This window comes from Streptomyces pimonensis (assembly GCF_041380215.1).
Lineage (GTDB): Bacteria > Actinomycetota > Actinomycetes > Streptomycetales > Streptomycetaceae > Streptomyces > Streptomyces pimonensis.
In genome coordinates this window covers 182,235-193,930 of sequence record NZ_JAHWZY010000004.1, presented here as the reverse complement: position 1 = coordinate 193,930, position 11,696 = coordinate 182,235, and the positions used below count along the sequence as shown (strand labels likewise).

Here is an 11,696-nt window from a genome sequence, read left to right as displayed (position 1 = left end):
CCCCATTTCGTCAGTTTGACGATTTCGGTCCGTGCGGCGGAACCGCGGGCCGGTTTGTGCGACCACCCCCCTGCGGTGGCAGCATGGGCTGTGTGACGTCACCCGCACCCCTGGAGATCGAACGCACCGAGTCGGCGGAGGAGGTCTTCGCCGTACCCGAGTCCGACGTCCCGTGGGTCACCATCGTCCACAACGACCCGGTCAACCTCATGAGCTACGTGGCGTACGTCTTCCAGACGTACTTCGGCTACAGCAAGGCCAAGGCCACCAAGCTCATGCTCGACGTCCACCGTAAAGGCCGGGCGGTCGTCTCCAGCGGCACCCGTGAGGAGATGGAGCGCGACGTCCAGGCCATGCACGGCTACGGACTGTGGGCCACCCTCCAGCACGACCGGAAGTGACCGAGCCGGACATGACCCGCCCCCGCCCGCAGGACCGGAAGCAGCGAATCGCCGCCATGCCAGGAACCTTCGAACCGCTCCCCGGCGGCGGCGCGGCCGTCGCCCTCGACGACGTCGAGATCTCCATCATCCGGTCGCTGGCCGTGCAGCTGATGGAGCTCATCGGCCCCGGACCCGCCGAGGACGCCTCCGCCGACCCGTTCGCCGGACTCTTCGACGAAGGACCGAGCGAGCCCCCCTCCGACCCCGTGCTGCGCCGTCTCTTCCCGGACGCCTACGTGGATCCCGAGGGCGCCCCGCGGGCCGAGGAGGCCGAGAAACAGCGGACCCGCTCCGCCGAGTTCCGCCGCTACACCGAGAACGACCTGCGGGCCGGCAAACGCGACAACGCCCTCGCGGTGATCCGTTCCCTGGACGGGCTCTCCTCCGCCGGCAAGGGCGGCGCGGTGCTGGAACTGTCGCCGGAGGAGTCCCGCCAGTGGCTCGGCACCCTCAACGACCTGCGCCTGGCGATCGGCTCCCGGCTGGAGATCGGCGACGAGGACGACGGCGACCTCCTCTACCACCTCCCCGCCGAGGACCCGCGCAAGCCGATGGTGATGGCGTACCTGTGGCTCGGCGGGCTCCAGGAGACCCTGGTCACCACACTCATGCCGTGAGTCCCTGACGCGCATGCCGTGGACCCGCGCCCGAAGTCCGGAGAGTCCACTGACGTGCCGGCTCAGGGGACGCCCGGATCCGGGTAATGATCGCGTCGAGAAGCCCGCCTCCTACGGGATTTCCAGGCGCCTTTTGTCCGCTTCCCTCCGTGGAGCGCGCCACGAACCGTCCCTGTGACCGGTACGGCGGCCGTGGTAGGTCCTCACGGCCGCCCGGCGAACACCACCCGTATGTCCCGCCGGGTGCGCCACCGAGCAGACGACCGCCGACCAGGCACGGGCGGCCTTCCGGAGCCCGCCCCACTCCATCGGTCCGGGGGGATCGAGACCCGGTCCGAGGCCGACGGCGGCCCGGGGCGGCGATGATCCTGGTCAGCCACGTTTTCTGCCGCCGCCGGGGCGTCGCGGGCCGGCTGCCCGCCTCCTCCTTTCCGGCGCCCGGCGGATCGGTCTGCTCCTGCATCGCCATCGCGTTCCTGCTCTTCGTCACCGGGCTGATCGCGATCGACGCGGACGCCCGGATCTGCCTGTACGTGATGACCGGCTGGGCCGTCGCCCTCGGGGTCGGCTGGTTCCTCCTCAGGCGCCGCAACCCGCAGGTCACCCGGCGCGACGAGGACCGGTTCGAGAAGGTGGGCTGACCCTTCCCGGGACGCCGGGACGCCGGGACGCCGGGTGCACTCGTGGCGTCCCCTGCGCCCCTCCGCTCAAGGCGTCCGGCATGCGGGCCGTTCCGTACCACCCCTCGGTACGGAACGGCCCGTCTGCTTATCCTGAGCCCCATGCTGACCATCACCCAGGCCCTGTACGACCAGATCGTCGCCCACGCCCGCGAGGACCACCCCGACGAGGCGTGCGGCGTGGTGGCGGGCCCGGTGGGCGCCGGCCGCCCCGAGCGCTTCATCCCCATGCTGAACGCGGCACGCTCGCCCACCTTCTACGAGTTCGACTCCCAGGACCTGCTGAAGCTCTACCGGGAGATGGACGACCGGGACGAGGAGCCGGTAATCATCTACCACTCCCACACCGCCACCGAGGCCTACCCCTCCCGCACCGACATCTCCTACGCCAACGAGCCCGGCGCCCACTACGTCCTGGTCTCCACCGCCGACACCGACGGCGCCGGCGAGTTCCAGTTCCGCTCCTTCCGCATCCTGGAGGGCGAGGTCGCCGAGGAGGAGGTGAAGGTCGTGGAGGCGTACTGACCCGGCGGACGGACCTTGATCTCGTATCGCGGAAGAAAGGTGTCCGAAGCGTGAGATCACACTCCGGGGACCGGTCCGGGAATCGATACGATGCCCCCATGGTTCTCCACGACGTGAGCGAAGAAGCGCCGGGCACGCTGCTCGTGGCGCGGCTGCACGTCGACCTGTGCAGGCTGAACAGCGCCATCTGTTGATCTTCCGCTGCCGCCGTGGGCCGTGCGCCGCGGCGGACTGCCGTGCGCCTTTGCGCGCCCTCTCGAACCCACGACAGACACTTCCGACAGGAGCCCTCAGCCATGGCCATCGAGGTCCGCATCCCGACCATCCTCCGCGCCTACACCGACGGTCAGAAGGCGGTGGAGGGCACCGGGGACACCCTCGCCGAACTCTTCAACGACCTCGAGACCCGGCACGCGGGCATCCAGGCCCGCATCGTGGACGGCGAGCAGCTGCGCCGCTTCGTCAACGTCTACCTCAACGACGAGGACGTGCGCTTCCTGGACGGCATCAACACCAAGCTGTCCGACGGCGACAACGTCACGATCCTGCCGGCCGTCGCCGGCGGCATGGCCTGACCGGCGATGCGTTACGACTCCCCGCTGGCCGCGGTGGGCAACACCCCCCTGGTGCGCCTGCCGCGGCTGTCGCCGTCCGCCGACGTCCGGATCTGGGCGAAGCTCGAGGACCGCAACCCCACCGGTTCGATCAAGGATCGCCCCGCCCTGTTCATGATCGAGCAGGCGGAGAAGGACGGCCGTCTCACCCCGGGCTGCACCATCCTCGAGCCGACCAGCGGCAACACCGGCATCTCGCTCGCCATGGCCGCCAGGCTCAAGGGCTACCGCATGGTGTGCGTGATGCCCGAGAACACCTCGCAGGAACGCCGCGACCTGCTCGGCATGTGGGGCGCGGAGATCATCTCCTCCCCGGCCGCCGGCGGCTCCAACACCGCCGTGCGCGTCGCCAAGGAACTCTCCGCCGAGCACCCCGACTGGGTGATGCTCTACCAGTACGGCAACCCGGACAACGCCGGCGCCCACTACGCCGGCACCGGCCCCGAGATCCTCGCCGACCTGCCGTCCATCACCCACTTCGTGGCCGGCCTCGGCACCACCGGCACCCTCATGGGCGTCGGACGCTACCTGCGCGAGAACAAGCCCGAGGTCAGGATCGTCGCCGCCGAACCGCGCTACGACGACCTCGTCTACGGGCTGCGCAACCTCGACGAGGGCTTCGTCCCCGAGCTGTACGACGCCTCCGTGCTCACCACCCGCTTCTCCGTCGGCTCCGCCGACGCCGTCACCCGCACCCGCGAGCTCCTCCAGCAGGAGGGCATCTTCGCCGGCGTCTCCACCGGCGCCGCCCTGCACGCGGCGATCGGCGTGGCGAACAAGGCGCTCAAGGCCGGCGAGAGCGCCGACGTCGTCTTCGTCGTCGCCGACGGCGGCTGGAAGTACCTGTCGACCGGCGTCTACACCGCCGCGACGACGGAAGAGGCCATCGAGACCCTCCAGGGCCAGCTCTGGGCGTGACACCCCGCGTACGACGAGGGGCCGGAGAGCAGCGTCTCCGGCCCCTCACGCCTTCCCGGAACCGTTCCTCCCACCGCCCCGCCGCCTCCGGGACCGGTGCCCCCGCCCCCACCCGTCGACGAGGGCGGCGACGAGCGCGAGCAGTACCACCGCGGCGAGCGCGAGCCACCAGGCCGTGTTCATGCCCCGACCGTACCGGCGCACGCCACCGCCGTGCGCCCCTCCCGGCCACGGCGCGCGCCCCTTCCAGCCGAACCGGTGACAGCACAGGTGAGTTCGCCCACAACGGCCTCTGGCGGAGGAGCGACCACAGGTTTTGCGTCTTACGCTCGACGAACCGCACGACCCCCGTCTCTCCACACCCGCCAGCGGAGGTTTCTGCTTCATGAAGCTCACCGTCGTCGGCTGCTCGGGGTCGTTCCCGTCCGCGGAATCGGCCTGCTCGAGCTACCTCGTCGAGGCCGACGGCTTCCGGCTGCTCCTCGACATGGGCAACGGCGCCCTGGGCGAGCTGCAGCGCCACTGCGGTCTCTACGACCTCGACGCGATCTTCCTCAGCCACCTGCACGCCGACCACTGCATCGACATGTGCGCCTACTTCGTGGCGCGCTACTACCGGCACGACGGCGGCCGCTGCGCCCCCCTGCCGGTTTACGGACCCGAGGGCACCGAGCACCGGCTCACCACCGCCTACGCCGACACGCCCTCGGCCTCCTCCATGAGCGAGGTCTTCGACTTCCACACGGTCAAGCCGTCCACCTTCGAGATCGGCCCGTTCCTCGTCCACACCGAGCGCGTCGCGCACCCGGTCGAGGCGTACGGCATCCGCATCGAACACGGTGGCAGGACACTGACGTACTCCGGCGACACGGGCGTGAGCCCCGCGCTCGACGACCTCGCCCGCGACGCCGACCTCTTCCTGTGCGAGGCCGCCTTCACGCACGGCAAGGAGAACATCCCCGACCTGCACCTCAACGGCCGCGAGGCGGGTGAGACGGCGGCCCGGGCCGGCGCCCGCCGTCTGATCCTCACTCACATCCCTCCGTGGACCGACCCGCAGATCAACCTCGCCGACGCCCGCACGGTGTACGACGGCCCGGTGGGACTGGCGGCGCCCGGGGCGACGTACGAGGTCTGAGGCGGGGCAGCCGGCCCGGTCCGGCTGCCCCGGCACGTCCGCACGGCGCGTGCGCGACGGGGTGCGGACAGCGCGAAGGCCCGGCCGATCCGGCCGGGCCTCGCACGGGTCAGCGGGTTACTTCGCCTCTGCCTTCTGCAGTTCCGCCAGTTCCTCGTCCGACTCCCGGCCGGGTGTCGGCAGGTTGAACTTGGTGATGGCGAAGCGGAAGACCACGTAGTAGACCGCCGCGAAGCACAGGCCCACCAGGGCCAGCCCCCACGGGTTGCTGGCGATACCGAGGTTGAGGAAGTAGTCGACCGCGCCGGCGGAGAAGCCGAAGCCGTCCTTCATGCCCAGGGCCCACGTCAGTGCCATGGACACACCGGTCAGCACCGCGTGGATGGCGTAGAGCACCGGCGCGATGAACATGAAGGTGAACTCGATCGGCTCGGTGACGCCGGTCACGAACGAGGTGAGCGCGAGGGAGAACATCATGCCGCCGACGACCTTGCGGCGCTCGGGCCGGGCGCAGTGCACGATGGCCAGACAGGCTGCCGGCAGGGCGAACATCATGATCGGGAAGAAGCCGGTCATGAACTGACCGGCGGTCGGGTCACCGGCCAGGAAGCGCGCGATGTCACCGCTCTTGCCCTCGTACTCGCCCGCCTGGAACCACGGGAAGGAGTTCAGCAGGTGGTGCATGCCGATCGGGATGAGGGCGCGGTTGGCCACACCGAAGATACCGGCGCCGACGGCGCCCGAGCCCACCAGCCACTCACCGAAGTTGTGCAGGAGTGTGCCGAGAACAGGCCATATGTAACCGAAGACGATGCCGATCACCAGACCGGCGAAGGCCGACAGGATCGGCACCAGGCGGCGACCGCCGAAGAAACCGGCCCAGTCCGGGAGTTTCGTGCGGTAGAAGCGCTGGTAGAGCAGCGCCACCACGATGCCCATCACCACACCGCCGAGGACCTTGGCGTCCACCGGCGCGTCCGCCATCACGACCTTGCCGTCGACGACCGTGGCCACCTGGGGAAGGTTCTCGTCGGTGAAGGTGGCCAGGACGTTCTTGAAGACCAGGTAGCCGACGACCGCCGCCAGAGCGGTCGAACCGTCCGACTTCTTCGCGAAGCCGATCGCGATGCCCACGGCGAACAGCAGCGCCATGTTGTCGAGGATCGCGTTGCCGCCGGCCGCCATGAAGCCGGCGATCTTGGTGATGAAGGCGGGGAACGAGTCGCGTCCCAGCATGTCCGAGTTGCCGAGGCGCACCAGCAGCGCTGCCGCGGGCAGCACCGCGACCGGCAGCATGAGGCTGCGGCCGATGCGCTGCAGGACGGCCATCGCGCCGGCGCCCTTCTTCTTGTCGGCGGTTGCCGTGCTCGCCGTGGTCATCGTCTTCCTCCAGTGGGCAAGGCGCCGCCAGGGGACACAATGAGGACGGCGGCGTCCCGAACGCGCGGCGGGTGGCCCGCGCGCATGGTCTACACCACTCAGTGGTGTAGACCTGTTGTAGCACGATGAAGGTCGCATAAGGAACCCGCGATTCCCGCTACCGCCGGGCCACACACCGTGTCCGCCCGGACCCGTGGACGAAATCCCCCGACGGGCCCACCGGAAAGCCCCCGGCCCGCCCGGCCCGAGGGCTCGAACGGCCGCCTCCACCCTAAGAGGTCACTCCTTCGCCGCGTCCTCCATCTCCTCCTCCGGCTCCCGCCCCGGAGTCCTCAGACCGAACCGCGTGATCGCGAACCGGAAGACCACGTAGTACACCGCCGCGAAGCACAGCCCGACCGGGACGATCAGCCACGGCCTGGTGGCCGGGTTCCAGTTGATCACGTAGTCGATGGGCCCGGCCGAGAAGCTGAACCCGTCCTTCACCCCCAGACCCCACGTCACCGCCATCGACACACCCGTCAGCACCGGGTGGACCACGTACAGCGCCGGCGCGACGAACAGGAAGGAGTACTCCAGCGGCTCGGTGATGCCGGTCACGAACGACGTCAGCCCCACCGACAGCATCAGCCCGCCCACCTCCTTGCGCCGGTGCGGCTTCGCGCAGTGCGTGATCGCCAGCGCGGCGGCCGGCGACGCGAACATCATGACCGGGAAGAAACCGGTGGTGAACTGCCCCGCGGTCGGGTCACCCGCCAGGAACATGTTGATGTCGCCGTGCACCACCGTGCCGTCCGGCAGCGCACCACCCGCGCCCGTCATCACCCCGGAGACGTTCGTCCAGCCCAGACCCTCGTCCCCGAACACGTCCGGCTGCCCCAGCCGGTTCAGGACGCCCGCCGCCGGCAGCACCGCGATCGGCAGTTGCAGGCTCCGCCCCATCTTCTGCAGACCCTGGAACAAACGGTTCCAGCGTGCACGCGCGGGAGAGACCGCACTCCCGGCCCCGGCGGCACTCCCGGCACTCATCCGGTCCCTCTCCCTGGAGAGCGGTCTGCAGCGCGGAGACAGCGGGTTTGGCGGCAGTCCACCCGGTGGTGTAGACCAGTCGGGCAGGACGGTTCCACTGTCGTGACGCCATCATCGGGCGCCCACGGCAGGACCGCTCGCAAAGATGGGCCAACTGTGGGTTACTGCGACAAAGCGGTTCGGATCAGGGAGAACGAACATGGCCACCAAGGCTGAGAAGATCGTTGCCGGGCTCGGCGGCATCGACAACATCGAAGAGGTCGAAGGCTGCATCACCCGCCTCCGCACCGAAGTCGTCGACCCCGCCAAGGTCGACGAAACCGCGCTCAAGGCCGCCGGCGCCCACGGCGTCGTCAAGATGGGCAGCGCCATCCAGGTCGTCATCGGCACCGACGCCGACCCCATCGCCGCCGAAATCGAAGACATGATGTGAGCCACGGCCACACCCCGGGGCCCCATCCCCGCGCGGAGGGGGCCCCATCCCCGCGCGGAGGGGGCCCCTTCCCCGTGCGGCGCCTCCGCACACACGGCTGACGCTAGGCTCGACGCCATGTCTCGAATCGACGGCCGCACCCCCGAACAACTCCGCCCGGTCACCATCGAACGCGGCTGGAGCAAGCACGCCGAAGGCTCCGTCCTCGTCTCCTTCGGCGACACCAAGGTCCTCTGCACCGCCTCCGTCACCGAAGGCGTCCCCCGCTGGCGCAAAGGCAGCGGCGAGGGCTGGGTCACCGCCGAATACGCGATGCTGCCCCGCGCCACCAACACCCGCGGCGACCGCGAATCCGTCCGCGGCCGCATCGGCGGCCGCACCCACGAGATCAGCCGCCTCATCGGACGCTCCCTGCGCGCCGTCATCGACTACAAGGCCCTCGGCGAGAACACCATCGTCCTCGACTGCGACGTCCTCCAGGCCGACGGCGGCACCCGCACCGCCGCCATCACCGGCTCCTACGTCGCCCTCGCCGACGCCGTCGCCTGGGCCCGGGGCAGGAAGCTCGTCAAGCCCGGCCGCGAACCCCTCACCGGCACCGTCAGCGCCGTCTCCGTCGGCATCGTCGCCGGCGTCCCCCTCCTCGACCTCCGCTACGAGGAAGACGTCAAGGCCGACACCGACATGAACGTCGTCTGCACCGGCGACGGCCGCTTCGTCGAGGTCCAGGGCACCGCCGAAGCCGAACCCTTCGCCCGCGACGAACTCGACGCCCTCCTCGACCTCGCCGTCGCCGGCTGCACCGAACTCGCCGCCGCCCAGCGCGCCGCACTCGCTACCGTCCTCGAAAGGTAAAGGACCCACCAAGGAACGTGGCCGACGCGGGCAACCGCGCCGGCCGCCACCGCGTCTGAGGGGGTACGGGCGCACGGCTCAACCCCGGGCGCCCGGCCAGCGACCAGGGCCGCCCACCGGCCCGACGAAGGGGAGGGACCGTTCCATGGCCGCGAGCCGCCGACGCCGCACCGCAGCCGTCGCCGCCACCCTGGCGGCCGTCGCGCTGACCGCCGGACTCACCACCGGCTGCGCCGCCGTCGACAAGGCACTGGACTGCGTCCAGACCGCCGACGCCGTCGCCGACAGCGTCACCGACATGCAGCAGGCCGTCGAGAACGCCGGCAACGACGTCACCCAGCTCGAGGAATCCCTCGAATCCGTAGACAGCAACCTCGACCAGCTCGGCGACAAGACCGACAACGCCGACGTCGGCAAGGCCGTCGACGACCTCGAGAAGGCCGTGGAGAACGTCCGCACCTCCCTCCGGAACGGCGACGGGACCCCCGACATCAGCCCCGTCACCGACGCGGCCGGCGAACTCACCAAGGTCTGCACGCCGTAAGCCGGCGGCCGGCGGGAGCCGGGATACTGGACCCCATGACCCGCCTGATCCTCGCCACCCGCAACGCCGGAAAGATCACCGAACTGCGCGCGATCCTCGCCGACGAGGGACTGCCCCACTACCTCGTCGGCGCCGACGCCTACCCCGACGTCCCCGACGTCAAGGAGACCGGCGTCACCTTCGCCGAGAACGCGCTCCTCAAGGCCCACGCCCTCGCCCGGGCCACCGGCCTCCCCGCCGTCGCCGACGACTCCGGCCTCTGCGTCGACGTCCTCAACGGCGCCCCCGGCATCTTCTCCGCCCGCTGGGCAGGCCGCCACGGCGACGACAAGGCCAACCTGGACCTGCTCCTGGCCCAGCTCTCCGACATCGCCGACGAACACCGGGGCGCCTCCTTCGCCTGCGCGGCGGCGCTGGCGCTGCCGGACGGCACGGAGCGCGTGGTCGAGGGCCGTCTGACGGGCACCCTCCGCCGCACCCCGGCAGGCACCGGCGGCTTCGGCTACGACCCGATCCTCCAGCCGGAGGGCGAGACGAGGACGTGCGCGGAGCTGACGCCGGAGGAGAAGAACGCGATCAGCCACCGCGGCAAGGCGTTCCGGGCGCTGGTGCCGGTGGTGCGGGAGCTGTTGGGCTAGAAAGATGGAGGTCCTACCCCTGTCGAGGTAGGACCTCCATCGTCTGTACGCCCGGTCGGATTCGAACCGACAGACACGACCACCTAAAGATCGCCGCTCAGCCGTTGGCGTACGGGCGCCAGCACGGGTCCAGCTTACTGGGGGGAAGTATGCCGTCGCTGGCCTCCTCGGCACCAGGTGTCTGTGGAGGCGTGACAATTGGGGCACAGTAGCCGCAGATTCTCCCGGCGATCGTCGCTCCAGTCCCCGTTGATGTGATCGATCTCCAGAGTCATGATGGTCCCGTGCCGCACAGTGCACAGCGCTCCGGTACGCCCGAGACAGTCATCGCCCACTTGAGTCGGTCGCTCGGGATGCGCCTGGCCCGGCCGGGCGACTGTTCGGCGAGGAGTTTCTCGGGGGTCCGTCGCTGCCGAGGTTCGCCGCGTCGAGTGGGGATCTGGAAGTGCGACGTGTCGATGCCGTACGTCTTGATCCGGCGGCTGATGTGTGTGTAATGCCCACCGACCACTTCCAGCCCGAGATGTCGTAGCACCTCGCACATGTTCGTAGAGGCCGAGACCGCTTCCTGGAGCAACTCCGGAGTCCACTTCACCCCCTCATGCTGGAAGTGCGATGTGTCGACCCCGAGCTTCCTCATCCGCCCGAGGACATACCGCCGCGTCGAACTCCTCGGATCCACCCCCAACCGCACCAACGCCTCCGACAGCGTCCGCGCCCCCCGGGCCGCCTCCTCCAGTCGCTCCCTGCCGTACGCACTGGCCCCCATCGGACCCCCTCCGTCTCCCGGTCACCCGTTCGTGGCCTCGTACGGAGTAACGAACCGGATATCGGACGGTCACGTGCGGAATGCGGAACGGCTCGTACCGGGGTTCCGGTGCGAGCCGTTCCGCGGGATCGGCCGTCTCAGACGCCCAGGTCCTTGATGATCTTGGCCACGTGGCCCGTCGCCCGGACGTTGTAGAGGGCGCGTTCGACCTTGCCCTCCTCGTCCACGACGATCGTGGAGCGGATGACGCCCATGTAGGTCCTGCCGTAGTTCTTCTTCTCGCCGAAGGCGCCGTACGCGTCGAGGACCTTCTTGTCGGGGTCGGCGAGGAGGGTGACCCTCAGCGACTCGGCCTCGCGGAACGCGGCGAGCTTCTCGGGCTTGTCCGGCGAGATGCCGATGACGTCGTAGCCCGCGCCGGCCAGCAGCTCCAGGTTGTCGGTGAAGTCGCAGGCCTGCTTGGTGCAGCCGGGGGTGAGGGCGGCCGGGTAGAAGTAGACGATGACCTTGCGGCCCCTGTGGTCGGCCAGGGACACCTCGTTGCCGTCGGCGTCGGGCAGGGTGAAGGCGGGGGCCTCGTCCCCGGGCTGGAGGCGTTCGCTCATCGGTCTGGGTCTCCTCGTACGTGCGCGCTGCGTGGATCGGGTGCCGGGATCGAGGGTAACCGGGGGTCCTGACCGTGCACGGCGGCGTGGAGCTGACAGACTGTCCGGCACAGGTACACGGGTATCAGCGGATTTCGGAGGCGGCACGGTGGCGGACACGGCGGACCCCAGGACCCCGGCGCAGATCGAGGCGGACATCGAGCGCCGTCGTGCGGTGCTGGCCGAGACCCTGGACGAGATCGGTGTGCGGGTGCATCCGAAGACGGTCGTGGGGGACGCCAGGGCCCGGGTGGTCTCACACATGGACCACACGTTGGGGCGGGCGTACGTCCGGGTGAACGGTGTGGTGAGCGACGTCAAGGCGCAGTTCGTGGACGAGGAGGGCGCGCCTCGGCTGGAGCGGGTGGTTCCGGTGGCGGTGCTGGTGGTGGGGGTCGTGGGGCTGCTGGCCCTGAGGTCCCGTCGGCGCGGGCGCTGACCGGGTACCCGCCCGTCTCGGTTCGCGGCG

General features: G+C 70.0%; 16 protein-coding genes, 1 tRNA gene and 2 pseudogenes. 13 read left to right on the top strand and 6 right to left on the bottom strand.

Annotation, left to right across the window (positions count from 1 at the left end):
* The first annotated feature begins 83 nt into the window (after nucleotides 1–83).
* The 7 genes and pseudogenes from clpS to KYY02_RS06415 all read left to right on the top strand — a co-directional run bounded on the left by clpS (nucleotide 84) and on the right by KYY02_RS06415 (nucleotide 3,797).
* Nucleotides 84–401: an ATP-dependent Clp protease adapter ClpS gene (clpS, locus tag KYY02_RS06445; protein ID WP_371236485.1), complete on the top strand. Its 318-nt coding sequence runs from the start codon at nucleotides 84–86 to the stop codon at nucleotides 399–401.
* A gap of 56 nt (nucleotides 402–457) precedes the next feature.
* Nucleotides 458–1,060 (top strand): DUF2017 domain-containing protein, encoded by a 603-nt coding sequence (locus tag KYY02_RS06440; protein WP_371236484.1) that lies wholly within the window; start codon nucleotides 458–460, stop codon nucleotides 1,058–1,060.
* A gap of 362 nt (nucleotides 1,061–1,422) precedes the next feature.
* Nucleotides 1,423–1,701 (top strand): annotated as a pseudogene (proY, locus tag KYY02_RS06435) (proline-specific permease ProY); the annotation flags it as partial.
* A 141-nt stretch (nucleotides 1,702–1,842) separates the two neighbouring features.
* Entirely contained in the window at nucleotides 1,843–2,265 is a 423-nt protein-coding gene (locus KYY02_RS06430) for a M67 family metallopeptidase (RefSeq protein WP_371236482.1), read from the top strand.
* Between the two features lie 98 nt (nucleotides 2,266–2,363).
* Nucleotides 2,364–2,459: a putative leader peptide gene (locus KYY02_RS06425; protein WP_371236481.1), complete on the top strand. Its 96-nt coding sequence runs from the start codon at nucleotides 2,364–2,366 to the stop codon at nucleotides 2,457–2,459.
* A 102-nt stretch (nucleotides 2,460–2,561) separates the two neighbouring features.
* A complete protein-coding gene (locus tag KYY02_RS06420; RefSeq protein ID WP_371236480.1) occupies nucleotides 2,562–2,840 on the top strand; it encodes a MoaD/ThiS family protein in 279 nt (92 codons plus the stop codon).
* A 6-nt stretch (nucleotides 2,841–2,846) separates the two neighbouring features.
* Nucleotides 2,847–3,797, top strand: a complete 951-nt coding sequence (locus tag KYY02_RS06415) for a PLP-dependent cysteine synthase family protein (protein WP_371236478.1) — start codon at nucleotides 2,847–2,849, stop codon at nucleotides 3,795–3,797.
* Between the two features lie 45 nt (nucleotides 3,798–3,842).
* Here KYY02_RS06415 and KYY02_RS06410 read toward each other — a convergent pair whose 3' ends face one another.
* On the bottom strand, nucleotides 3,843–3,980 hold the full coding sequence (locus KYY02_RS06410; RefSeq protein WP_371236476.1) for a hypothetical protein: 138 nt from the start codon (nucleotides 3,978–3,980) through the stop codon (nucleotides 3,843–3,845).
* Nucleotides 3,981–4,182: 202 nt separating this feature from the next.
* On the opposite strand from KYY02_RS06410, the gene KYY02_RS06405 reads away from it, so the two are divergent.
* On the top strand, nucleotides 4,183–4,935 hold the full coding sequence (locus tag KYY02_RS06405) for an MBL fold metallo-hydrolase (protein WP_371236474.1): 753 nt from the start codon (nucleotides 4,183–4,185) through the stop codon (nucleotides 4,933–4,935).
* 117 nt (nucleotides 4,936–5,052) lie between these two features.
* On the opposite strand, the gene KYY02_RS06400 is transcribed toward KYY02_RS06405, so the two are convergent.
* Both KYY02_RS06400 and KYY02_RS06395 read right to left on the bottom strand, forming a co-directional pair.
* A complete protein-coding gene (locus tag KYY02_RS06400; protein WP_371236472.1) occupies nucleotides 5,053–6,315 on the bottom strand; it encodes a PTS transporter subunit EIIC in 1,263 nt (420 codons plus the stop codon).
* Nucleotides 6,316–6,594: 279 nt separating this feature from the next.
* Nucleotides 6,595–7,344, bottom strand: a complete 750-nt coding sequence (locus KYY02_RS06395) for a PTS transporter subunit EIIC (protein ID WP_371236471.1) — start codon at nucleotides 7,342–7,344, stop codon at nucleotides 6,595–6,597.
* A 199-nt stretch (nucleotides 7,345–7,543) separates the two neighbouring features.
* On the opposite strand from KYY02_RS06395, the gene KYY02_RS06390 reads away from it, so the two are divergent.
* From KYY02_RS06390 to rdgB, 4 genes are all read left to right on the top strand, one after another.
* Complete coding sequence (locus KYY02_RS06390) at nucleotides 7,544–7,777, top strand: PTS sugar transporter subunit IIB (protein ID WP_010039992.1); 234 nt, start codon at nucleotides 7,544–7,546, stop codon at nucleotides 7,775–7,777.
* A gap of 117 nt (nucleotides 7,778–7,894) precedes the next feature.
* Entirely contained in the window at nucleotides 7,895–8,632 is a 738-nt protein-coding gene (gene rph / locus KYY02_RS06385; RefSeq protein WP_371236469.1) for a ribonuclease PH, read from the top strand.
* A gap of 145 nt (nucleotides 8,633–8,777) precedes the next feature.
* Nucleotides 8,778–9,176, top strand: coding sequence for a hypothetical protein (locus KYY02_RS06380; RefSeq protein WP_371236467.1), 399 nt, complete (start codon nucleotides 8,778–8,780; stop codon nucleotides 9,174–9,176).
* Between the two features lie 35 nt (nucleotides 9,177–9,211).
* A complete protein-coding gene (gene rdgB, locus KYY02_RS06375; RefSeq protein ID WP_371236465.1) occupies nucleotides 9,212–9,814 on the top strand; it encodes an RdgB/HAM1 family non-canonical purine NTP pyrophosphatase in 603 nt (200 codons plus the stop codon).
* A gap of 46 nt (nucleotides 9,815–9,860) precedes the next feature.
* Here the strand turns inward: rdgB and KYY02_RS06370 are convergent.
* From KYY02_RS06370 to bcp, 3 genes and pseudogenes are all read right to left on the bottom strand, one after another.
* A tRNA-Leu gene (locus KYY02_RS06370) sits at nucleotides 9,861–9,933 on the bottom strand.
* Between the two features lie 15 nt (nucleotides 9,934–9,948).
* Nucleotides 9,949–10,583, bottom strand: a pseudogene (locus KYY02_RS06365) (HNH endonuclease signature motif containing protein).
* Nucleotides 10,584–10,720: 137 nt separating this feature from the next.
* Complete coding sequence (gene bcp, locus KYY02_RS06360) at nucleotides 10,721–11,188, bottom strand: thioredoxin-dependent thiol peroxidase (protein WP_371236463.1); 468 nt, start codon at nucleotides 11,186–11,188, stop codon at nucleotides 10,721–10,723.
* 148 nt (nucleotides 11,189–11,336) lie between these two features.
* Here bcp and KYY02_RS06355 point away from each other — a divergent pair, with 148 nt between their 5' ends.
* Nucleotides 11,337–11,666: a DUF3618 domain-containing protein gene (locus tag KYY02_RS06355; RefSeq protein ID WP_371236462.1), complete on the top strand. Its 330-nt coding sequence runs from the start codon at nucleotides 11,337–11,339 to the stop codon at nucleotides 11,664–11,666.
* The last annotated feature ends 30 nt before the right edge of the window (nucleotides 11,667–11,696 follow it).

What these genes read in the sequence shown, in the direction of transcription:
- clpS (WP_371236485.1), top strand. Translation starts at nt 84, where the DNA reads ATGGGCTGTGTGACGTCACCCGCACCCCTGGAGATCGAACGCACCGAG.
- KYY02_RS06440 (WP_371236484.1), top strand. Translation starts at nt 458, where the DNA reads ATGCCAGGAACCTTCGAACCGCTCCCCGGCGGCGGCGCGGCCGTCGCC.
- KYY02_RS06430 (WP_371236482.1), top strand. Translation starts at nt 1,843, where the DNA reads ATGCTGACCATCACCCAGGCCCTGTACGACCAGATCGTCGCCCACGCC.
- KYY02_RS06425 (WP_371236481.1), top strand. Translation starts at nt 2,364, where the DNA reads ATGGTTCTCCACGACGTGAGCGAAGAAGCGCCGGGCACGCTGCTCGTG.
- KYY02_RS06420 (WP_371236480.1), top strand. Translation starts at nt 2,562, where the DNA reads ATGGCCATCGAGGTCCGCATCCCGACCATCCTCCGCGCCTACACCGAC.
- KYY02_RS06415 (WP_371236478.1), top strand. Translation starts at nt 2,847, where the DNA reads ATGCGTTACGACTCCCCGCTGGCCGCGGTGGGCAACACCCCCCTGGTG.
- KYY02_RS06410 (WP_371236476.1), bottom strand. Translation starts at nt 3,980, where the DNA reads ATGAACACGGCCTGGTGGCTCGCGCTCGCCGCGGTGGTACTGCTCGCG.
- KYY02_RS06405 (WP_371236474.1), top strand. Translation starts at nt 4,183, where the DNA reads ATGAAGCTCACCGTCGTCGGCTGCTCGGGGTCGTTCCCGTCCGCGGAA.
- KYY02_RS06400 (WP_371236472.1), bottom strand. Translation starts at nt 6,315, where the DNA reads ATGACCACGGCGAGCACGGCAACCGCCGACAAGAAGAAGGGCGCCGGC.
- KYY02_RS06395 (WP_371236471.1), bottom strand. Translation starts at nt 7,344, where the DNA reads ATGAGTGCCGGGAGTGCCGCCGGGGCCGGGAGTGCGGTCTCTCCCGCG.
- KYY02_RS06390 (WP_010039992.1), top strand. Translation starts at nt 7,544, where the DNA reads ATGGCCACCAAGGCTGAGAAGATCGTTGCCGGGCTCGGCGGCATCGAC.
- rph (WP_371236469.1), top strand. Translation starts at nt 7,895, where the DNA reads ATGTCTCGAATCGACGGCCGCACCCCCGAACAACTCCGCCCGGTCACC.
- KYY02_RS06380 (WP_371236467.1), top strand. Translation starts at nt 8,778, where the DNA reads ATGGCCGCGAGCCGCCGACGCCGCACCGCAGCCGTCGCCGCCACCCTG.
- rdgB (WP_371236465.1), top strand. Translation starts at nt 9,212, where the DNA reads ATGACCCGCCTGATCCTCGCCACCCGCAACGCCGGAAAGATCACCGAA.
- bcp (WP_371236463.1), bottom strand. Translation starts at nt 11,188, where the DNA reads ATGAGCGAACGCCTCCAGCCCGGGGACGAGGCCCCCGCCTTCACCCTG.